Genomic DNA, 20,527 nt, shown 5'->3' on the forward strand with positions numbered 1-20,527 from the left:
CAAACATCATGCCGCCGCACGGCGCAGGGGAGGATCCCGCATGCAAGTACTGCTCGCGCTCGACCAGGGCACCACCAGTTCGCGCTGTGTCGCGTTCGATCTGGCAGGCAATGCCGTCGCACTCGCGCAACGCGAATTCACCCAGCATTTTCCGCGTGATGGCTGGGTCGAGCACGACCCCGAAGACATCTGGCAAAGCACCCTCGTCTGCCTGCGCGAGGTGATCGACACTCTCGAACAGGGGGGTCATGCAGCGCTCGGCATCGGCATCGCGAACCAGCGTGAAACCACGCTGGTGTGGGATCGTCGCAGCGGCGAGGCGGTGGCCCCGGCCATCGTCTGGCAGGACCGGCGCACCGCCGATGCCTGCGAGCAACTGCGCCATGACGGACTGGAGCCACTGATCGCGGCTCGCACCGGGTTGTTGGCAGATCCGTATTTTTCCGCGACCAAGCTCGCGTGGATACTCGACCACGTGCCCGGTGTGCGCGCGCGGGCCGCGACCGGTGAGCTCGCGTTCGGCACCGTCGACAGTTTCCTGCTGTGGCGCCTGGGTGGGGGCGCGCGACACTGCACCGACGCGAGCAACGCCTCGCGCACGATGCTGTTCGACATCCACGCGCAGCGCTGGGACGAGGAACTGCTCGAACGCTTGCGCGTCCCGCGTGCGATGCTGCCCGAGGTACTCGACTCGGCAGCCGATTTCGTCCGTGTCGCGACCGGGCTGCCGGGCGCTGGCCTGCCCGTTGCCGGCGTGGCCGGAGACCAGCAGGCGGCGCTGATCGGGCATGGCTGTCTGCGCCCCGGAGAGGCGAAGGCAACCTACGGAACAGGCTGCTTCCTGGTGCTGAACACCGGCGAGCGGCCACTGCGCTCGCAGAACCGCCTGCTGACCACGCTGGCGTGGCGCCTCGGCGGTGCGCCTACCTACGCGCTGGAGGGCAGCATCTTCGTCGCCGGCGCCGCGATCAAGTGGCTGCGCGACGGCCTCGGGCTGATTGCAAGCGCTGCCGACAGCGAGCGGGCGGCGCAGCGCGCGGGTGACGCTGGCGGCGTCTACCTGGTGCCGGCGTTCGCGGGCCTTGGGGCGCCGCACTGGGATCCGCACGCACGCGGCGCGATCGTCGGGCTCACGCGCGACAGCGACGCAGACGCGATCGTGACGGCAGCGCTGCAGTCGGTGGCATACCAGACACGCGACGTGCTCCACGCGATGGCTGCCGACGGATCGCAGATCGACACGCTGCGGGTCGATGGCGGCATGGCGGTCAACGACTGGCTGTTGCAGTTCATGGCCGACGTGCTCGGCATCGCGGTGAGCCGTCCGCGGGTCACCGAGGCGACCGCGCTTGGCGCCGCCAGCCTGGCCGGCTACCGGCTCGGTGCGCTGCCGACGCTCGATCACCTTGCCACGATGCGTGGCGAGGAGCACCGCTTCGAACCGCGCATGCCGCAGGCCGAACGCGATCGCCTGTACACCGGCTGGCTGGACGCCGTCCGCCGTGTCCGCATGCAGGTCGGCATTCATGCCGACGATTCACGCCCGCACCTGTCGGCATGAATGCCGACCTACGGGTACATCCCCGCCCGCGTGGGTCGGGTTTCAACCCGACATGAACGTCGGCATGAATGCCGACCTACGGGTGCATCCCCGCCCGCGTGGGTCGGGTTTCAACCCGACATGAACGTCGGCATGAATGCCGACCTACGGGTGCATCCCCGCCCGCGTGGGTCGGATTTCAACCCGACATGAACGTCGGCATGAATGCCGACCTACGGACCGGGGTACCCGAATGCTTCGGCAAGTGCCGCGAGGAGCAAGGATTCGACACGTGCGCGCGAGATGTCGGTACCGGGCACCACGTGGTCAGCGACACGCGTGACGGTCAAGCCGCGATAACCGCAGGGGTCGATGCGCGCGAATGCTTCGAGCGAGCAGTCCACATTCAGCGCCAGTCCGTGAAAACAGCAACCGCGGCGCACGCGCAGTCCCAGCGCCGCGATCTTGGCGCCATCGACGTAGACGCCGGGCGCGTCACGCCGCGGGTGTGCGCTGATCTGCAGCTTCGCCAGCGTGGCGACCAGCGCGGACTCGATGCGATCGACCAGATCGCGCACACCGATTCCGAGGCGGCGCAGATCGAGCATCAGGTACACCACGCATTGCCCCGGACCATGCCAGGTCACCTGACCGCCACGATCGACATGGATCACCGGTGTTGCGCCCGGGTCGAGCAGGTGCTCCCGCCGACCCGCCTGCCCGAGCGTGAACACCGACGGATGCTGCAGCAACCAGATGCGATCCGGACTGTCGGCGTCGCGTGTATCGGTATAGCGTTGCATGGCGCGCCAGGCGTGCTCGTAGTCCACGCGGTCGGAGCGCTGGACCTCGAGTCGTGGCTGCACCACTGCTGCCGACATCACAGCACCATATGCACGCGCCCGGTGGCCTTCAGGTCATCGAACAGCGCCTGCAACTGCTCCGGTCCGGTAGCCACGATCGTCACCGTCACCGAGACGAAGCGACTGTTGGCGCTGAAACGCTCCGTAGTGCGCGCGCGTACGAAGCCGGCAGCATGACGCTCGACGATATCCTCGACCAACGAACGGAAATCCGCGCTCGCATCACCGACGATCTTGACCGGATAGTCGCACGGGAACTCGATGCGCGGTGTGTCGCAGTTGCTCATTTCTCGGTCTCCGGCGATCGGCCCCGCGTCACAACCCGCCGAACAGACGCAGGAAGAACAGCATCAGCGAGTCCCACAGCACGCGAAAGAAGCCACCGCGCTCCACCGCATCCAGTGCCACCAGCGGCGCTTCGGCCACCGGCTCACCGCCCAGATCGACCACGACCCGCCCCATCACCTGTCCGGTGCCGACCGGCGCCTCGATCGCCTGATAGCCATCGTCGAGCACATACGCGGCCTTGAGCTCGTTCGCGCGACCGCGCACCACGGTCACCATCAGGTCGGAAGCAACCCCGAGCCGCACGCTGTCACTGCTGCCGGCCCAGACCTTGCGCGGTGGTTCGCTGAGGCTTTGCCCTGCCGACAGCACCTTCACCGTTTCATAGAAGCGGAAGCCGTAGCCGAGCATCTTGCGGCTCTCTTCCTTGCGCGCAAGCTTGCTGTCGGTGCCCAGCACCACCGCGATCAGCCGCATGCCGTCGCGCTTCGCCGAAGTGACGAGGCAGTACCCCGCCTCGCTGGTATGACCGGTCTTGATGCCGTCGACCCCCGGTTCGCCGAGCAGTTCGTTACGGTTCATCTGACGGATGTTGTTGTAGGTGAAATGCTGCTGTGCATAGACCGCATAGTCGTCGGGATGATCCTTGATCATCGCGCGGGCCAGGATCGCGAGGTCGCGTGCCGTCGTGTAGTGCTGCGGGTCCGGCAGGCCGTGGGAATTGATGAAATGCGTGTTCGTCATGCCGAGCCGTGCCGCCTGCTCGTTCATCATCGCAGCGAAGGCATCCTCCGACCCGGCGAGATGTTCGGCGATCGCCACCGAGGCATCGTTGCCTGAGGAGATGACCAGGCCGTGATAGAGGTCGCTCAGCGAGACATCGCTGTCGATATCCACCCACATCAGCGACGAACCGGCGAACAGGGGGTTCTGCGCCCATGCAGCATGACTGATGTGCGCCTTGTCCTCCCACTTGACCTTGCCGCTGCGCACCGCCTCCGACAGCACATAACCGGTCATCATCTTGGTCAGGCTGGCCGGCGCCATCCGCTCATCGGCCAGGTGCTCCATGATCACCTTGGCGGAATCCGCATCGACCAGGATCCAGGCTCGCGCGGCGACCGCCGGTGGTGCGGGAACGATCGGCTGTTGCTGTGCCTGCGCGGGTGTCGCTGCAGGGGTTGGCGTCGGAACAGGCTCTTGGGCGACAAGGGCCAACGGTGCACAAATGCCGAGCAGGACGATGACGAAGCGTGCGAAAACTCTGATCACGGTATCTCCGGGCGAGGTTTGTCGATATGCAGGAAAGCGGACAGCGCCGTGCTGCACGACGGCGCACGACGCCCCTTCAGAGCGTGTCGCAAAACATTGCGAGGCGTGTGGCGACACCGTCGCATCGGGGGGCGGCGGCCGCCGGGATGCGGCACTCGAGCCTGCAGGGATGCATTGACGGCGTCCCACCGGTACGAAGGTGTCGTCACGCGCAGATCACATGAACACTCAAGGGGTTTTGCGATACGCCTCTTCAAGGCGTCCGGCAGTATATCACCCGGTGTGCGCCACTACTCCGTGACCACCTGTGCACCGGCGATGCTCGCCGCTGCGAGGCGTCGCCTGGCATCCTCGAGCGCCTCGGTGCTCTCCAGCGGGCCAATGCGTACCCGATACCACGGACTCGCGGCATCGGCCGAGCGGTGGATGAACACCTCGTGTCCGAGCAGCGAAGCGAGCGTCTGCTGCAGGCTGCGCGCACCGTCCATGCTGCGGAACGCACCTGCCTGCAGGTAGGTCTTGCGCGCCACCGGCTGGCTGGCGACGAGCCGCGCATCACCGGCCATTTCGCGGCGCTTCGCAACCCACTCGGGCGCCATCGGGTCGAGCACTTCCAGCTCGACCAACGCCGTACCCTTGTTCGCGTAGCCAAGTCGATAGGCGGCAGCGTACGACAGATCGAGAACCCGCCCCTCGTGAAAGGGGCCGCGATCGTTCACGCGCACCACGATGCTGCGCCCGTTCTCGACGTTCTTTACACGCACATAGCACGGAATCGGCAAGGTCTTGTGCGCAGCCGTCATCGTGTAGACGTCGTAGGGCTCCCCGTTCGAGGTGTACTGCCCATGGAACTTGGTGCCGTACCACGACGCAAACCCACGCTCACGGTAGCCGGGACGCGCCGGCGCCACACGGTAGGTCGTGCCAAGCACCGTGTACGGGCTCTTGTTGCCGGCACTGGTCACCGGCTCCGGACGTGGCACCGCATCGGGAATCGTCATGATATCGGCACGAAACTCCGGTGTGCCATCCTGCTGCGGGCGATCGGAGCCCCCGGCAACCGGAGCGCCCGGTGACGTGCCCGGCTGCGAGGCGCAGCCAGCGAGCATCACGACCAGGGCAACAACTCCCGCGTACGTACGCCGTCGCGCCCTCGACTCGATGCCGCAACGTTGCGTCACGCTCATGGCCGCTCGTACCCGGTGCGGATCGCCTGGCTGAGCTGATGCACCGCCATGGCGTAGAGCGCGCTGCGGTTATAGCGCGTGATCACGTGGAAATTGTGCAGACCGAGCCAGTATTCGGTGCCTGCGTCCGTGTCGAGCATCAACGGCAGCACGCGCTCGGTCGCATCGATCGTGCCATCGGCCGCGATGCCGAGCGCCGCCAGCTCGCTGACCGCCACGTCCGGCTCGAGCCCGGGATTCATGCGCTCCTTCACTACCGGCCCGACCACGCGCGCCGGCAGCACGACCGGAGCACCGTACTCCCAGCCGTGGCGCTTGAAATAGTTTGCAACGCTGCCGATCGCATCCGTTCGACTGTTCCAGATGTCGGCATGTCCATCACCGTCGAAATCGACGGCGTAGGCGCGAAAGCTGCTCGGGATGAACTGCCCCATGCCCATCGCTCCGGCGTAGGATCCGCGCAGCGACAGCGGATCGAAACCCTGCTCGCGCACCATCACCAGGAACTGTTCGAGCTCACCGGCAAAGAATTCGCTGCGTGGCGGATAATCAAAGGCGAGCGTCGCCAGCGCATCGATCACGCGGTAGGAACCCATGTTGCTGCCATAGCGCGTCTCCACACCGATGATCGCGACGATCACCTCGGGCGCGACACCGTAGGTGGCTGCAGCGCGCACCAGATCAGCCGCATTGGCGCGCCAGAACGCGATGCCCCCATCGATGCGTGCGGGTGTGATGAAGACCTTGCGATATTCACCCCAGCTCAGACGCTTTTCGGCCGGTCGCGAAATCGCCTCGAGGATGCTGTCCTTGCGCTCGGCCGCCGTGAACCAGGCACGAAGCTGCCCACGCGTGAAGCCGTGCTGCTCCACCATGCGGGCCTCGAACGCTGCATAACCGGCATGATCGACATAACCGGCGGCAAATGCCCGGGTCGTGACCAGCAAAAACAGGAAGGCGACGAAACGAAACAATGCGATACCTCTGTGGATCACGGTCGTAGAGCCACCGTGACGGGCAGTCAACCCAGCATCCGACGGTGCTCGGTGGCGACTGCCATGATAATGCCGAAGCCCGCGAGCAACGAGACCAGCGAGGTCCCCCCCTGGCTGATCAGTGGCAGCGGCACGCCGACCACCGGCAGCAACCCCGAAACCATGCCCATGTTGACGACAATATAGACGAAAAACGTCAGGCTGAGCCCGCTGACTGCAAGCCGTGAAAACATGTCCTGCGCACGCAATGCGATCCACAGCGAACGCGCCATCAGCGCGACATAGAGTACGAGCAGCAATACCACGCCGCGAAAACCCAACTCCTCGCCGAGCACCGCAATGATGAAATCCGTATGCCCTTCGGGCAGGAAATCCAGATGCGATTGCGTGCCATGCAACCAGCCCTTGCCGTCGACACCACCGGAGCCGATTGCCGTCTTCGACTGGATGATGTTCCATCCCGCACCGAGCTTGTCGCCCTCGGGATCGAGCAGCGTGAGCACCCGGGTCTTCTGGTAGTCATGCAGCACGAAGGTCCACATCAACGGCGCTGCGATCGCCGCCGCCAGCAGCACCACCGCCACGTAGCGCCAGCTCAGCCCCGCAAGGAACAGCACGATGAAGCCCGAGGCTGCGATCAGCACCGCAGTCCCCAGATCCGGCTGCAGAAGTACCAGCACCGTCGGCGTGATCACGAACCCGATCGTGACGAAGACGTGCAGCATCCTCGGTGGCAGCACGGTAGCGGCCAGGAAGCTCGCGACCATCAGCGGCATCACCGGCTTCATGATCTCCGAAGGCTGGAATCGGGGCAGGCCCGGAATCTCCAGCCAGCGCTGCGCGCCCTTGGCGTCGATACCGGCAACATCGACCGCCACCAGCAGCAACACCGCGAACAGATAGGCCCACGGTGTCAGGCGCCGCACCGTCTGGGGGTCGAACTGCGCGATCGCGATCATGACCACGAGACCGAACGCCATGTAGCCGCCCTGACGCATCACGCTGTCCACATCACGCCCGCTGGCGCTGTAGAGCACGACGAGTCCGTAGACACACAACGCCGCAAGGATGATGAGCAGAGGCGGGTCGATGTGCAGCCGGCGCGACAGTGAAGGTTTCGGACCAAAGTCGCGCGACGAACCCGGCAACTGGCGGATGAAATCACCACGCGCCATGCCGGTCACCTCCCCGCGCACGCTGCGCGATCGTCTCGGGCAGTCCCGGGCTGCGCATCCCGCGCTGTACCCCCGCTATGGCGGGCAGCCGCGCCTGCGGCGCATCGCCGTCCGGCTCCTGCGATGGAGGCACCTCCGGCGTGGCGTCCTCCGCGGGTGCCAGCAGATACGCATCCATCACCCGGCGCGCAATCGGCGCTGCGGTCGAACTGCCATGCTCGCCATTCTCGACGATCACGGCCACCGCGATGCGTGGATCCTCCACCGGTGCAAATGCCACGAACAGGGCGTGATCGCGCTGCGTCTTTGCCAGTGCCGCAGCGTTGTAGGTCGCGTTCTGCGCAATTCCGACGACCTGCGCAGTGCCGGTCTTGCCCGCGACATGGTAGCCGAGCCCTGCCGCAATGCCCTTGGCCGTACCCCGGGGGCTGTGTACCACCGCCTCCATCGCCTGGTGCACCACGTCCCAGTATGCGGGATCGCTCAGCTCCACCGTGTGCAGCAACTCCGGTTCGACCGGTTTGCCGTCGATTGCGGCCAGCAGATGCGGGCGGAACGCATGGCCGCGATTGGCGAGCGTCGCCGTCATCTGCGCGAGCTGCATCGGCGTGGTCAGCACATAGCCCTGGCCGATGCCCGCGCTCAGCGTCTCGCCCGGATACCACCGCTGCCCTAGCGCCTTGCGCTTCCAAGCATCGGACGGCATCACCCCCGGGCGCTCGCTGGTCTGATCCACGCCGGTGGGCGCACCGAAACCGAACTGTACGGAGAAATCATGCAGACGCTGGATGCCGAGGCGATGCGCCAGGTCGTAGAAATACACATCGCAGGATTGCTCGACTGCCGTGCGCAGATCGACCGCCCAACCGTGACCCCACTTTTTCCAGTCACGATAGCGCCGCCCCTGGCCGTTCAACCGATACCAGCCGGGATCACGTACCGAACGCTCGGGCGTATTGATGCCGTAGTGCAAGCCAGCCAGTGCGAACATCGGCTTCACAGTGGAACCCGGCGGATACTGGCCCTGCATGGTGCGATTCAACAATGGACGGTCCGGTGAGTCGCGCAGTCGCGCGTAGTCGGCCACCCCGATTCCAGACACGAAAGGGTTCGGATCGAAACTCGGTGCGCTCGCGATCGCGATCACCGCACCGTTGCGCGGATCGAGCGCGACCACGGCGCCCAGCTCGGCGCCGAGAGCCTCGTATGCCACGCGCTGCACGCGCATATCGAGCGTCAGCGTGATGTCCGCGCCACGCACCGAGTCGGTGTGATCGAGCACGCGCAACGCCCGCCCGCGCGCATCGGTTTCCACGTTCTCGTAGCCGACCGTGCCGTGCAGCAGATCCTCGTAGTACTTCTCGATACCGTTCTTGCCGATCAGGTGCGTACCGCTGTAGTTGACGCGATCGATCTCGGCCATCTCCTGTTCATTGATTCGCCCCACGTAACCGATCACATGGGCGAGCAGCGCGGCAAACGGGTAGTGGCGCACCAGCTCGGCCTCGACCTCGACGCCGGGCAGCCGGTGACGGTTGATCGCGAGCATCGCGATCTCTTCGGGGGACAGATTGAACTTGAGCGGCACGGCCTCGAACGGCAGGTAACGCACGAGCTGGCGACGAAAGCGCTGCTCATCGTCTTCCGACAACGGAATCGCCGTGCGCACTTCGGCAAGCATCGCGTCGATGTCGCCCGAGCGTTCGCGCGTCACCATCAGGTTGAACGTGGGCCGATTGTCGGCCAGCACCGTGCCGTCACGATCGAAGATCAGTCCGCGTCGCGGCGGGACCGCACGGGCGTGAATGCGGTTGCGATCCGACGCCGTGCGGTAATTGTCGTGTTCGACGACCTGCAGGTGAAAATAGCGCCCGAGCAGCAACGCCACCAGCAGCAACACGCCGGCCGCAGCAAACACGACGCGCTTGCTGAAAATGCGCACCTCGGTCAGCGTGTCCTTGATCGCCAGCTGCTCCGCCATCGCGCCTGCTCAACGGTGATAGGGATGGCCGCCGAGGATCGTCCACGCGCGGTAGAGTTGTTCGATCAGCACGATACGGACCAGCGGATGCGGCAGCGTGAGTGGCGACAACGACCACTGTCGTGCGGCCCGCGCGCGACACGCCTCGGCGAGTCCAGCGGGGCCGCCGATCAGGAACGCGATGCGGTTGCCATCGTCATGCCAGCGGCGCAGGCTGGCTGCGAGATTCTCACTGCTCCACGCTTCACCGTTCACCTCGAGTGCGATCGCCTGCTCGTCCGCATGCAGCGCCGCCAGCAGTGCATCACCCTCTTCGTCGATTGCACGTGCGCCCGTGCGTCGCGACAACGGCAGCTCGCGCAGTTCGACAGCGTACTCGCGCGGCAGGCGCTTGCGGTATTCGGCAAACCCCTCCTGCACCCAGTCGGGCATGCGCGTGCCGACTGCGAGGATGCGCAGGCGTGCCGCCATCAACGCGGCTCCGCAAGTTCCGACCAGAGCCTTTCCAGTGCGTAGAAACGCCGCGCCTCGGCGCCCATCACGTGCACGACCAGCGCGCCGAAATCGAGCAGGACCCACTCGCCTGCATCTTCCCCCTCGACGCCGATCGGACGCTCACCCGCCTTGCACAGCTCCTCGCGCACATTGCCGGCAATCGACTTCACGTGCCGCGACGAGGTACCGGTGGCAATCACGATGCGGTCCATCACGTCGGTGAGCGCACGCACGTCGATTGCGACGATATCGTGCCCCTTGAGATCCTCGATCGCTTGCACGGCAAGACGCGACAGCGCAGCGGCATCCAGCTTGCTCATCGGCCTCCCGGGTGCGCATCGGCGTAATGGTAGATGCGGTTTTCGCGCGCGTAGTCGAGCACCGCGTCCGGCAACAGATAGCGCGGCGAGCGCCCCGTCGCGAAGAGTTCGCGGATCTGCGTCGCCGAGACGGCGAGCTGCGTCAGCCCCAGGCGCAGGATCGAACCGTGCGCAGCACCGCCGAGCGCGTCCTGCGGATCCGCGGCGAGATGCGCCTGGGCCCATTGCGCCATTTCACCCGTGAGCCCGAGTGCAGCACCCGGGCGCTGCATCACGACGATATGCGCGTGGTCGAGCAACTGGCGCCACTCCTTCCAGGTATCGATACGCACGAACGCATCGAGTCCGATGAGCAGGCACAGCCGCGCGTGCGGACCCTCGCTGGCGCGCACGGCGCGCAGCGTATCGATCGTGTACGAGGCTCCGCCGCGCACCAGCTCGATGTCGTCGACGACGAAGCCCGGATTCGCGTCAGCCGCGAGCTGCAGCATGCGCAAGCGCTCGGCACCGGTCGCCACCGGTGCTTCGCGGTGCGACGGCATGTTCGACGGAACCAGCCGCAACTCGTCGAGCGCGAGCAGTTCGGCGACCTCGAGCGCGGTACGCAGATGCCCGTTGTGGACCGGGTCGAAAGTGCCGCCAAAGATGCCGATGCGACGATTCACTACAGCGCCCACGCTGCTCACCACGCCACGTCAGCCACGTACGTGCCCGTTGCCAAGCACGACGAACTTCTGCGAGGTGAGGCCCTCGAGGCCGACCGGGCCGCGCGCATGGAACTTGTCGGTGGAGATGCCGACCTCGGCACCCAGACCGTACTCGAAGCCATCGGCAAAGCGTGTCGAGGCGTTCACCATCACCGAACTCGAATCGACCTCACGCAGGAAGCGCAGCGCACGCGAATAGTCTTCGGTGACGATCGCGTCGGTGTGCTGGGAACCGTAGCGCGCGATATGCTCCATCGCTGCGTCGATGCCGTCGACGATGCGCACCGCGAGGATCGGCGCGAGGTATTCGGCACCCCAGTCCTCCTCGGTTGCGGGTACTGCCTGCGGCAGCAACTCGAGCGCATGCGGACAGGCGCGCAGTTCGACGCCGCGCTCGCGGTACGCGACCGCCAGCCGCTGCAGTATCTGCGCCGGGGCGCCTGCCGCGACCAGCAGTGTCTCCATCGTGTTGCAGGTGCCGTAACGTTGCGTCTTCGCGTTCAGCGCCACCACGAAGGCCTTCTCCGGATCCGCCGCGTCGTCGATGTAGACATGGCAGACCCCGTCGAGGTGCTTGATGACCGGAATGCGCGCCTCGGCCGAAATGCGCTCGATCAGCCCCTTGCCGCCGCGCGGAACGATCACATCGACGTACTCGGGCATCGTGATCAGGTGGCCTACGGCCGAGCGATCGGGCGTCGCCACCAGTTGCAGCGCACGTTCCGGCAACCCGGCTGCACGCAGCCCCGCGTGCATGCACGCGGCGATCGCGCGGTTCGATTCCAGTGATTCCGACCCGCCGCGCAGGATCGCTGCGTTACCGGACTTCAGGCACAGGCTGGCCGCATCGGCGGTCACGTTCGGGCGCGACTCATAGATGATCCCGACCACGCCAAGCGGCACGCGCATGCGTCCGACCTGGATGCCGCTCGGACGGAACGCAAGGTCGGTAACCTCGCCCACCGGATCAGGCAATGCCGCGACCTGCTCCAGCCCCTCGACCATCGCGTCGATGCGCACATCGTTCAGTCGCAGGCGATCGAGCCCCGCGGCATCGAGCCCTTGCGCTGCGGCACGTGCCATATCGTCGGCGTTCGCCGCCGCGATCTCGCCGCGGTTCGCGGCGATTGCCGCTGCAGCCGCATCCAATACGGTGTTTCTGGCCCGGGTGGTCGAGCGTGCCATCAGCCGCGAGGCGGCACGCGCCTCGCGACCCAGTTCGGCCATGTACGCCCCTGTATCCATGCGATGTCCCGCACCGGTGTGAAAATTCCAGCCGCCTGCAACGACAGGCGCTCCCGGCATTATATCCATGCCCCCTGCGCCCCGCATCCGCTGCGGCCATTCCGTTCGGGCTCGGCGTTGAACCGCATACAATGTCCTACCTACCCACCACGGCGAGGAAAGGCCATGACCCTGGAATTCTTTTTCGACTGCTCGAGCCCCTGGACCTACCTCGCCTTCGAAGGCGTGCAACCGATCGCCGAACGTCATGGTGTGGCGATCGACTGGCGTCCGATCCTCGTCGGTGGCGTATTCAACACGGTCAACCGGGAAGTCTACTCCGCGCGCGCGAATCCCAACCCGCGTCGCGCCGCGTACACGCGCAAGGATCTGATGGACTGGGCGCGCCTGTATGACCTGAAGATCGGCTGGCCGGAAGTGTTTCCGGTCAACAGCGTGAAGGCCATGCGCGGTGCGCTGGTGGCACTCGACGCCGGCAGGCTGGTGCCGTATGCCCGTGCGGTGTTCCGGCGCTACTGGGGCGAACTCGCCGACATCTCGCAACCGCACGTCATCGCGGACATCGCACGCGAGACCGGTTTCGACGCAGACGACTTCCTGCGACGCATCGATGAACCCGCGATTCGCGAGCGGCTGCGTCGCAACACCGACGAGCTGATCGAGCGCGGCGGCTACGGCACGCCGACGATGTTCGTGAACGGCAGCGACATGTATTTCGGCAATGACCGCCTGGTATTGGTGGACGCTGCACTGTCGCGAGTCTGAGCAGAATCTCGCAAGACATTGCGGGGCACGTGGCGACGCCTTCGCATCGGGCGGGCGCGAGACGCCCGCCACCGCTCATCCGCTGCGCTGTGCCAGCTTGCCGTGCGGGTGCGCCAGCACCACCAATTCAAACACCAGCAGCGCGAACACCACCGCTGCCGTCGCCGGCAACAGCGCGGCACGCGCGGTGGCGAACACTCCGATCGCTGCCAGCAACGGTGCAATGGCATCGAGCACGAGATCGCGCGCCGGCCTGCGCAGCATGAACAGCGACAGCAGCACGAACACCGCCGTGGCGACACCGAGCCCCAGCGCCAGCGCCACGCCGACCAGCCGTTGCATCGCCGGCTGCGATGTGTCGGTGCCTGCGTGCACCTCGACCTGCCCAGGCGCGAACCCGAACTCGTGCACGAGTTGCTCGCGGATGCCGTGTGCACGCTCGCCCGCCGACGGCGCGCCGCCAGCACGCGGACTCAAACCGACGGTCAGCAGGGTTTCCGGCGTGACCGCCGACAGGCAGGAACCGACGAGCCGTTCACGGCGTGCCCTGGGCAACCGGTGCCACAGCGCCGTGAGCTCGCGATCGTCCGCATCGTGGCCATACAACTGCGCAACGGTCTGCTGCAGCAACGCGAGCGAACGCACGCCGCTCACCCCATCCAGCGACTGCAGGTAAGCGTGTACCCTGCGCACGCGCTGCATCCCTGCGGCACTGAACCACGGGTTGCTGCTGCCTGCTCCAGCGCGCCCGGAATCGTCACGCAAGACGACATGCATCGCTTCGACGCCACCGAATTCATCCGCGATGTGGCGCAGATCTGCCTCGGCCTCGGTGTCGATCCCCGTGCGCGACAGCGGGCCGTCGGCGAACCACGCCGGGCCGAGACCGAGGACGCCCAGCAGCAACACCAGCATGCCGACGGGCAGGCGCCAACGCCGCGCGAGCAGCGATCCGGGGTCGATCGCGATGCGCAGCAACGGCGGCGTCACCATCGTCGCGATCAGCGCACCCGACACGATCCCGACGGCGGCGATGATCCCGATGTCGGCGAACCGTGCATCGGAGCCGGCAGCAAGCGCGAGGAACCCGCTCACGGCGACCGCGATCGCGAGTCCGGACACCGGCATGGAGTCGTCGAGCGCACGCATCACCCGGGCATCCGGCTCCGCTTGCGTGCCTGACCGGCACACGACGGCCAGACGCAACGCCAGTGCACCCGATGAGATCGCTGCCACCACGACGCCGATCAGTACCGCGTCATCGAGCCCGCGCCCGCCCCAGCCGAGCAGACCGGCCACCAACACGGCGTTTGCGCCCGCACTCGCCGGCACCACAACGCCCCACGCGATACCACGCAGCAGCACGGCAGCAACCAGCATGACGAGCGCCAGCGCAGCGATTGCAAGCCGAGGCAGATCGGCGCGCTGCTGGCGCACGGCAGCCGCGTGCGCCAGTTCGGGCGCAGCGAGAAACAGTTCCGCTTCGAGCGCGTACGGCGCGAGCGCACCCTGCAGCGCAGCGATCACGGCACCGCGTTCGGCACCCTGTGCCAGCGTGATGCGCAGCGCCGCCTGACGACCATCGCCGGCGAGCAGTGACTGGCGATACAGGGGGTTGGTACGCAGTTCGTCACGTGCCAGGTCGATGTCGACGCCCACGTCGGCGACGCGCAACAATTCACCTCCCGCATCGACCGGCCGGATCTGCGGGCTGAACAGCAACGGCACGTCGAGCAACGTGGCCACGTGGTGCACTCCGGGCAGGGCCGCCAGCGCATCACGCAGCGCTGCGATGCGCGCCAGTCCTCCCTCCGACAGCAGATCGACCTCGTGCGGGCGGTAGCCGAGCAGCAAGGTCTCCTGTGGCCCGAATCGCTCGATCAGGGCATCGTCGGCACGCTGGGCGTGCGCAGGCACACCGGCGTCCCGTGCCGGCAGGGATTCGGGCGCCGAGGTATCGATGCCGGCCGCCACGATCAGCATCACCCCGAAGATCAGCAACAGACTGTGCCAGGGAAGGGCGAGCAGCGACCGCAGGCCGCGTCCCGGTGATCGGTGGGTCATCGTGCAGATCTGTTTCCGATGCGGGTCGATACGACAGGCCACCCGCGAACGGGGCGCGACTCTAGCATCATCGGCCGGGCTCAGACCAGCACATCGAGCAGCTCGTCGAGCATCAGCAGCGACAGCCCCCAGATGCGGTATTCGCCGTAAAGGTAGCACGGCAGTTCGATGGGCACGCCGTTCGGCGCCCAGCGCATCTTCTGGCGGTTCGCCCGCTCGGCAAGGTACGCCAGGGGCACCCACACGATTGCCGCGACCTCATGGTTCGGGCTCAACGCCGGAACGGCACGCAACTGGAACACGTACGGCGTGATGACCATGGAGCCGCCACGCAGATGCGGCAGCGTGATCACGTCCGACAGGCGTGTGAGCAGGCGTCCGTGGTGCTCGATTTCGAGTCCGATCTCCTCGCTGGTCTCGCGCCTGGCGGTTGCCAGGCTGTTGCGATCCACCGGGTCGCGCCGCCCACCGGGAAACGCCATATGACCGGACCAGGGGTCACCTTCCCGTTCGGCACGCTTGATCATCAGCACCGAGAGCCCATCCCGGAGGTGATCACTGAGGAACAGCGCTACCGCCGAGCGCGCCAACACGTGGCGCATCGGCTGGCGTCGCGCCCTGTGCTCCCCGAGCAGTTGCACGGCCAGACCGAAGTCGTGCAACGCAGCGCACTCCTGTTCCCTTTCGGTATCCTGCATCATCGATCCTGCGATGCCACGCACGACGCCCTTGTCGCGCGACCTCCAGCCAGGACAATAGCCGATCGGTGAAGGATTTTCATTGCATGAACGCTCACGACGCATGGCTCGCGCTGGAGAGGGTGTCACTGCGTCTGCACGGGCGGCTGTTCCTGCGCGACTTCAGCTGGCAGGCGCACCACGGCGAACAGTGGGCGGTGCTCGGGCCGAACGGCGCCGGCAAGACCGTGCTGGCCCGACTGATCGGCAATGAGCTGCAGCCCGCAGGCGGCACCCTGTATCGCGCGCCGGCAATCACACCGCAAACGACCGCCTGGGTGTCGTTCGAAGCCCAGCGCGCGCTGTGCGCCGAGGATGCACGCCACGACATTGCCGACTTTCTCGAGGAAGCGGTCGACCCGGGAACCACGGTCGGCGCATTGCTGGCGGCGACGGCGCGCGATCCGCAGCGCGTGGGCACGGTGTGCGCGCGGCTCGGCATCAGCGCGTTGCGCGAGCGCGGCGTGCGTTTCCTGTCGAGTGGCGAGGCGCGGCGCACGCTGTTTGCGCGTGCGCTGCTGATGGAGCCACGCCTGCTGGTGCTGGACAACCCGTATGAAGGCGTCGATGCGGCATCGCGCGGTGTGCTGCGTACCTGTGTCGATGAACTGCTCGCCGGACCGACCCACGTGCTGCTGCTGACGCGCCGCGTACAGGATATCGCCAGCCGCTTCACCCACGTGCTGCTGCTGGAAAACGGAGCCGTGCTGGATTGCGGGCCCCGCGCCGAGGTGCTCGGAGGTGCCGCATTCGCGAGGCTGCAGGCACACGCGACACCCATCGGCAAGGCCCCGTTGCCCGCAGCCACCGAGGAAGTGCCGGCGCAGCGTCATCCCGGCCCCGTGATCGAGCTGCGCAACGTCCACGCGCACTACGGCGGGCATGCGGTACTCGATGGCGTCAGCCTGCGCATGGATGCCGACGAGCATCTCTGCATCGCCGGCCCGAACGGCTGTGGCAAATCGACGCTGCTCGCACTGATCTGCGGCGACAATCCGCGCGCCTACGGACAACACGTGTCGCTGTTCGGGCGCGCGCGTGGCAGTGGCGAATCGGTGTGGGAGATCAAGCAGCGCTTCGGCATCGTCAGCAACCAGTTGCACCTCGACTACCCGTCACGGACACGCGCGCGCGACGTCGTCGCGAGCGGCTGCTTCGATACGCTCGGCCTGTACGACACCTGTGGCCCGCTGCAGACCCGGCTGGTCACGGCGTGGCTCGACGTGCTCGGCCTGGGAGCACGCGCCGATGCCCGCTTTGACGCGCTATCCTTCGGCGAGCAGCGCATGATGCTGATCGCGCGCGCGATGGTGAAGTACCCGCCGCTGCTGATCCTCGACGAGCCCTGTTCCGGACTCGACGAGGCAAACCGCACCCGCGTGCTCGAACTCATCGATCGCATCGGACGCGAGACGCGTACGCAACTGCTTTACGTGAGCCACGAAAGCGACGAGATGCCAGGCTGCATCACCCGGCGCGTCGAATTTCGGCCCAACCCCACCGGTGGTTACACGCTGGTGTCGTCGCCCCTGGCGTGACGCAGGCGCGCCTAGCGACGGCTGCTTTCGGCAACGGCTTCGAGACGCGCACGCAACTCGGGACCGGGACCATTACTGAGCCCCTTGCGCGCAAGCTGTTCCGCCTGTGCACGCTCGCCGCGCGCAAGCCGCAGCTCGGCGAGCTGGCAGTAGGCTGCGGGGTCGGACGGCGCGATACGCACCGCACGCTCGGCGGCTGCGATCGCACTGTCCAGATTGCCGTCGCGGCGTGCGCTGTCAGCCTGCGCCAGCAGGATCGTCACCGCCCGGTTGCTGCTCGGCGGCGGCGCCAGCCCTTCTGCCACAGCCGCCGGAGGGGGCGCTGCCGCAGCCGGCATCTCGATCGTGAAGGCATTCTCGTCTGCCGGTGGCGTCACAACGCCGGGCCCCGGCGAACCGTGCTCCGCAGGTGGCAACTCACCCGCCTGCGGGTAGGCGCTATCCACCGGCGCTGCCGGCGTCGCGATCACCTGCGGGGACCCTGCTTCCGCTGCCGGATAGGTGGTGGCACCGGGCGCCGGATGCACGCTGGCGTTGCCCGCGCGCGGCGGCGCCGGGCGCACCGGAGCCGCGACGGCCGGACGCCCGGCAGCGCGTGCAGCGCCGGGTTCCGGTACGTCGACACGCGGCGGGGAACGTGTCGCCGTATCGAGTGGCGTCGCGCAGCCGGCGAGCAGCAGCACCAGCGCTGCGCCCAGAGCACGCGTCAACCTGTCGGATCGAACCTTCATTCGGACTCTCCTTGCTGCCAGACCTGCTGATCGGCAATCGCCTGCTCGCCTCGGCTCCACCAGGCATATCGACGGTCAACCACCCCCGAACCAGCGCTTCCACCAGCGCTGCGGTGGGGACGGCTCACGCTGCTGCCGTGGCTGCGGAACGGCCTCCTCGCGCGCGGGCGGGGGCGCCGAACTGCTGCCCGGCCACAGCGAAGCGCCACTGCACGGCGCTGCATACGCCGGCTCCGTACCGACCAGAAACGGCACGCGGCGGGCGCCCGGGCACTCCTCGGCGCTCACGCCACCACTGCCCGGATCGACCCAGACTTCGTCGACCCCTTCCGGCGTCTCGCTACGACGCGGCTCGCGACTGGTCGCTGCCATCAGTTCGGTCCACGCAGGCAACGCGCCGGTCGCACCGGTCAGCGCGGTCACGCCATTGTCGTCCCGACCGATCCACACCACCGCGAGCAGATCGCCCGAATAGCCGGCGAACCAGCTATCCCGCTGCTCATCGGTGGTGCCGGTCTTGCCTGCCACGACCAGTCCCGGCGGCAGGCGCGCGGCGGCCGATCGGGCGGTACCCGAACGAACCACTTCCTTCAGCGCGTACTCGAGCAGGTAGACCGCCGACTGGCGCACGCGCTGCTGGACCGCCACAGGATAGCGCGTCAGCGGCTGGTTCGAATCGTCCATCACTTCGCGGATCGAGCTGAGCGGCGACGCGAACCCCCCGGAGGCGATCGTCTGGTACATGCCGGCGACCTCGAACGGAGTCAGCGCAACCGCACCCAGCGTCACCGAAGGCAGCGCCGGCACCTCGCGCTCGACACCAAGCCGATGAATGACGTCGACGACGCGATCGATGCCCATATCCAGACCGAGCCGTGCCGTCGACTGGTTGTACGATTGCGCCAGCGCACGGTACAGGCGCACCATGCCGTGGTCTTCGCGGTCATAGTTGCGTGGGCGCCACACTTGGCCATTCGCGCCCTTGTATGCCACCGGACCGTCGTCGAGCGGACTCATCAGCGTATAGCGCCCGCTCTCGAGCGCCGCCAGATAGACGGCCGGCTTCATCAGCGAACCAACCGGTCGCTGCGCATCGAGCGCGCGGTTGAAGCCGGCGATACGCGAATGGCGCCCCCCGACGACCGCCAGCACCTCGCCGCTGTCGACGCGGGTCACGATCACGGCACCCTCGAGCGCCCCCTGCAGCTTGCCACGCGCACCGTAATCGCGCTCGATACGCGCCAGCGTCTGCTGCAGCGCCTGCTCGGCGGCGCGCTGCACGGCGGGGTCGAGCCCGGTGAACACCCGCAAGCCCTCGGAGGCCAGCACATCTTCCGGGTAGTCGCGGCGCAACTGGCGACGCACCAGATCGAGATACGCGGGATAGAAGCGCGAGCGCGCAACGTCACGCGCCCCGACGCCGACCGGTTGCTGGCGGATCCGCTCGGCAGTCGCGGCGTCGATCACGTGCTCCTCGACCATCAGCGCGAGCACGGTATCGCGCCGTGCCCGGCTGCGCTCGGGATGGCGCCACGGGTCGTAGTACGAGGGCCCTCGCACCAATCCGACCAGCAGCGCCACCTGGGCAGCGTCGATCTCACCGATCGGCCGGTTGAAGTAGTAGTGGCTGGCCAGTCCGAAACCGTGGATCGCACGATGTCCGTCCTGACCGAGGTAGATCTCGTTCAGATACGCCTCGAGGATTTCCTGCTTGCTGTAACGCATCTCGAGCACGATCGCCATCGCGAGTTCGAGCAGCTTGCGCGAGATCGTGCGCTCACGCGTCAGGAAGAAGTTCTTCACGAGCTGCTGGGTCAGCGTGCTGCCACCCTGCTCCAGCGCACCGCTGCTCACGTTCACCCACAGCGCACGCGCCATACCCTTCAGGGAAACGCCGTGGTGATGCAGAAAATTCTGGTCCTCGACCGCCATCAGCGCGGCGACCAGCACCGGCGGTACGTCCGCCACCCGCACCAGGATGCGATCCTCATTGTGCGCCGGGTAGATGCCACCGATGTGTACCGGTTCGAGGCGTGCCAGCGCGACTTCTGCACCACCGCCGTCACGCACCGCCGCCACCGCGTCGGCAGCGAACGTCACGCGCAACGCCCGCGCCGGCTCCTCGGCATCCCAGAAGCGAAAACCCCGCGTGGCGACACCGACCGTAGCGCCGTTCACGGCGTAACTGCCCGCCGCAGTACCCGAGCCGGCACGGTAACCCAGCGCCTCCAGCTCGGCGAGCAGTGCGCGCTGGCTCAGCGGAGCGCCGGCGTAGAGCTCCAGCGGGCGCGCGTAGACCACCGCCGGCACGGCCCATTTCCTGCCCGAGAACTGGCGCTGGATGCGCGCGTCGAGGTACATGAAGGCGAGCGCTGCGACCACCGTCAGCGCGAGCACAACACGCAGCAGCACCCACGGCCAGCGGCGCTGGCGCGATGCAACGCGCGGGCGTGCGGAGCCGCCGGGCCGCCCGGGCGCCGGTCGGCGTGGCGCCCGTTTCGACGTGCTCGGGGAAGAAACGTGGGCAACGCCGCGCTGCGGGCTGCGATCGGATAGGGACGGCATGGCGCGCAAGTCTAGTGACTGCCCCCGCGAGCCACAATGAAATGCAGGTTTTCACATCCGGC

Annotated in this window: 18 protein-coding genes; 3 read left to right on the forward strand and 15 right to left on the reverse strand. The window is 67.0% G+C overall.

All coding sequences use genetic code 11. The features are described 5' to 3' along the window. The first annotated feature begins 40 nt into the window (after positions 1–40). Positions 41–1,561, forward strand: coding sequence for a glycerol kinase GlpK (gene glpK / locus H7A12_14110; GenBank protein ID MCP5321938.1), 1,521 nt, complete (start codon positions 41–43; stop codon positions 1,559–1,561). A 212-nt stretch (positions 1,562–1,773) separates the two neighbouring features. Here the strand turns inward: glpK and lipB are convergent, their stop codons facing one another. From lipB to H7A12_14165, 11 genes are all read right to left on the reverse strand, one after another. Continuing rightward, entirely contained in the window at positions 1,774–2,421 is a 648-nt protein-coding gene (lipB, locus tag H7A12_14115) for a lipoyl(octanoyl) transferase LipB (protein MCP5321939.1), read from the reverse strand. After that, a complete protein-coding gene (locus tag H7A12_14120; GenBank protein ID MCP5321940.1) occupies positions 2,421–2,690 on the reverse strand; it encodes a DUF493 domain-containing protein in 270 nt (89 codons plus the stop codon). Before H7A12_14120 ends, lipB begins: the two co-directional genes overlap by 1 nt. A gap of 28 nt (positions 2,691–2,718) precedes the next feature. Beyond that, a complete protein-coding gene (locus H7A12_14125) occupies positions 2,719–3,960 on the reverse strand; it encodes a D-alanyl-D-alanine carboxypeptidase (GenBank protein ID MCP5321941.1) in 1,242 nt (413 codons plus the stop codon). Positions 3,961–4,250: 290 nt separating this feature from the next. After that, positions 4,251–5,147 (reverse strand): septal ring lytic transglycosylase RlpA family protein, encoded by an 897-nt coding sequence (locus H7A12_14130; GenBank protein ID MCP5321942.1) that lies wholly within the window; start codon positions 5,145–5,147, stop codon positions 4,251–4,253. Continuing rightward, on the reverse strand, positions 5,144–6,022 hold the full coding sequence (mltB, locus tag H7A12_14135; protein MCP5321943.1) for a lytic murein transglycosylase B: 879 nt from the start codon (positions 6,020–6,022) through the stop codon (positions 5,144–5,146). Before mltB ends, H7A12_14130 begins: the two co-directional genes overlap by 4 nt. Positions 6,023–6,168: 146 nt before the next feature. Further along, the gene (rodA, locus tag H7A12_14140; GenBank protein MCP5321944.1) at positions 6,169–7,317 is read right to left on the reverse strand and encodes a rod shape-determining protein RodA; all 1,149 of its coding nucleotides are present in this window, start codon (positions 7,315–7,317) and stop codon (positions 6,169–6,171) included. Beyond that, on the reverse strand, positions 7,304–9,298 hold the full coding sequence (gene mrdA / locus H7A12_14145; protein ID MCP5321945.1) for a penicillin-binding protein 2: 1,995 nt from the start codon (positions 9,296–9,298) through the stop codon (positions 7,304–7,306). Before mrdA ends, rodA begins: the two co-directional genes overlap by 14 nt. 9 nt (positions 9,299–9,307) lie before the next feature. Further along, on the reverse strand, positions 9,308–9,769 hold the full coding sequence (rlmH, locus tag H7A12_14150) for a 23S rRNA (pseudouridine(1915)-N(3))-methyltransferase RlmH (GenBank protein ID MCP5321946.1): 462 nt from the start codon (positions 9,767–9,769) through the stop codon (positions 9,308–9,310). Next, a complete protein-coding gene (gene rsfS, locus H7A12_14155) occupies positions 9,769–10,113 on the reverse strand; it encodes a ribosome silencing factor (protein ID MCP5321947.1) in 345 nt (114 codons plus the stop codon). Before rsfS ends, rlmH begins: the two co-directional genes overlap by 1 nt. Further along, complete coding sequence (gene nadD, locus H7A12_14160) at positions 10,110–10,799, reverse strand: nicotinate-nucleotide adenylyltransferase (protein MCP5321948.1); 690 nt, start codon at positions 10,797–10,799, stop codon at positions 10,110–10,112. Before nadD ends, rsfS begins: the two co-directional genes overlap by 4 nt. 9 nt (positions 10,800–10,808) lie before the next feature. Then, complete coding sequence (locus H7A12_14165) at positions 10,809–12,065, reverse strand: glutamate-5-semialdehyde dehydrogenase (protein MCP5321949.1); 1,257 nt, start codon at positions 12,063–12,065, stop codon at positions 10,809–10,811. Positions 12,066–12,230: 165 nt separating this feature from the next. Here H7A12_14165 and H7A12_14170 point away from each other — a divergent pair, with 165 nt between their 5' ends. Beyond that, positions 12,231–12,830 (forward strand): 2-hydroxychromene-2-carboxylate isomerase, encoded by a 600-nt coding sequence (locus H7A12_14170; GenBank protein MCP5321950.1) that lies wholly within the window; start codon positions 12,231–12,233, stop codon positions 12,828–12,830. A 75-nt stretch (positions 12,831–12,905) separates the two neighbouring features. Here H7A12_14170 and H7A12_14175 read toward each other — a convergent pair whose 3' ends face one another. Both H7A12_14175 and H7A12_14180 read right to left on the reverse strand, forming a co-directional pair. Continuing rightward, positions 12,906–14,894: a hypothetical protein gene (locus H7A12_14175; protein MCP5321951.1), complete on the reverse strand. Its 1,989-nt coding sequence runs from the start codon at positions 14,892–14,894 to the stop codon at positions 12,906–12,908. 80 nt (positions 14,895–14,974) lie between these two features. After that, the gene (locus tag H7A12_14180) at positions 14,975–15,592 is read right to left on the reverse strand and encodes a CoA pyrophosphatase (GenBank protein MCP5321952.1); all 618 of its coding nucleotides are present in this window, start codon (positions 15,590–15,592) and stop codon (positions 14,975–14,977) included. Between the two features lie 86 nt (positions 15,593–15,678). On the opposite strand from H7A12_14180, the gene H7A12_14185 reads away from it, so the two are divergent. Then, positions 15,679–17,169, forward strand: coding sequence for an ATP-binding cassette domain-containing protein (locus H7A12_14185; protein ID MCP5321953.1), 1,491 nt, complete (start codon positions 15,679–15,681; stop codon positions 17,167–17,169). 11 nt (positions 17,170–17,180) lie between these two features. Here the strand turns inward: H7A12_14185 and H7A12_14190 are convergent, their stop codons facing one another. Continuing rightward, entirely contained in the window at positions 17,181–17,900 is a 720-nt protein-coding gene (locus tag H7A12_14190; GenBank protein ID MCP5321954.1) for a tetratricopeptide repeat protein, read from the reverse strand. Between the two features lie 75 nt (positions 17,901–17,975). Beyond that, entirely contained in the window at positions 17,976–20,465 is a 2,490-nt protein-coding gene (gene mrcB, locus H7A12_14195) for a penicillin-binding protein 1B (GenBank protein ID MCP5321955.1), read from the reverse strand. Between the last annotated feature and the right edge of the window lie 62 nt (positions 20,466–20,527).

The sequence above is a fragment of the Pseudomonadales bacterium genome, assembly GCA_024234165.1.
Classification (GTDB): Bacteria; Pseudomonadota; Gammaproteobacteria; order Pseudomonadales; family UBA5518; genus UBA5518.

Excerpts from the sequence above, each read along its gene's own strand:
- glpK (MCP5321938.1), top strand. The coding sequence starts at position 41 with ATGCAAGTACTGCTCGCGCTCGACCAGGGCACCACCAGTTCGCGCTGT.
- lipB (MCP5321939.1), bottom strand. The coding sequence starts at position 2,421 with ATGTCGGCAGCAGTGGTGCAGCCACGACTCGAGGTCCAGCGCTCCGAC.
- H7A12_14120 (MCP5321940.1), bottom strand. The coding sequence starts at position 2,690 with ATGAGCAACTGCGACACACCGCGCATCGAGTTCCCGTGCGACTATCCG.
- H7A12_14130 (MCP5321942.1), bottom strand. The coding sequence starts at position 5,147 with ATGAGCGTGACGCAACGTTGCGGCATCGAGTCGAGGGCGCGACGGCGT.
- mltB (MCP5321943.1), bottom strand. The coding sequence starts at position 6,022 with ATGGTGGAGCAGCACGGCTTCACGCGTGGGCAGCTTCGTGCCTGGTTC.
- rodA (MCP5321944.1), bottom strand. The coding sequence starts at position 7,317 with ATGGCGCGTGGTGATTTCATCCGCCAGTTGCCGGGTTCGTCGCGCGAC.
- mrdA (MCP5321945.1), bottom strand. The coding sequence starts at position 9,298 with ATGGCGGAGCAGCTGGCGATCAAGGACACGCTGACCGAGGTGCGCATT.
- rlmH (MCP5321946.1), bottom strand. The coding sequence starts at position 9,769 with ATGGCGGCACGCCTGCGCATCCTCGCAGTCGGCACGCGCATGCCCGAC.
- rsfS (MCP5321947.1), bottom strand. The coding sequence starts at position 10,113 with ATGAGCAAGCTGGATGCCGCTGCGCTGTCGCGTCTTGCCGTGCAAGCG.
- H7A12_14165 (MCP5321949.1), bottom strand. The coding sequence starts at position 12,065 with ATGGATACAGGGGCGTACATGGCCGAACTGGGTCGCGAGGCGCGTGCC.
- H7A12_14170 (MCP5321950.1), top strand. The coding sequence starts at position 12,231 with ATGACCCTGGAATTCTTTTTCGACTGCTCGAGCCCCTGGACCTACCTC.
- H7A12_14175 (MCP5321951.1), bottom strand. The coding sequence starts at position 14,894 with ATGACCCACCGATCACCGGGACGCGGCCTGCGGTCGCTGCTCGCCCTT.
- H7A12_14180 (MCP5321952.1), bottom strand. The coding sequence starts at position 15,592 with ATGCAGGATACCGAAAGGGAACAGGAGTGCGCTGCGTTGCACGACTTC.
- H7A12_14185 (MCP5321953.1), top strand. The coding sequence starts at position 15,679 with ATGAACGCTCACGACGCATGGCTCGCGCTGGAGAGGGTGTCACTGCGT.
- H7A12_14190 (MCP5321954.1), bottom strand. The coding sequence starts at position 17,900 with ATGAAGGTTCGATCCGACAGGTTGACGCGTGCTCTGGGCGCAGCGCTG.
- mrcB (MCP5321955.1), bottom strand. The coding sequence starts at position 20,465 with ATGCCGTCCCTATCCGATCGCAGCCCGCAGCGCGGCGTTGCCCACGTT.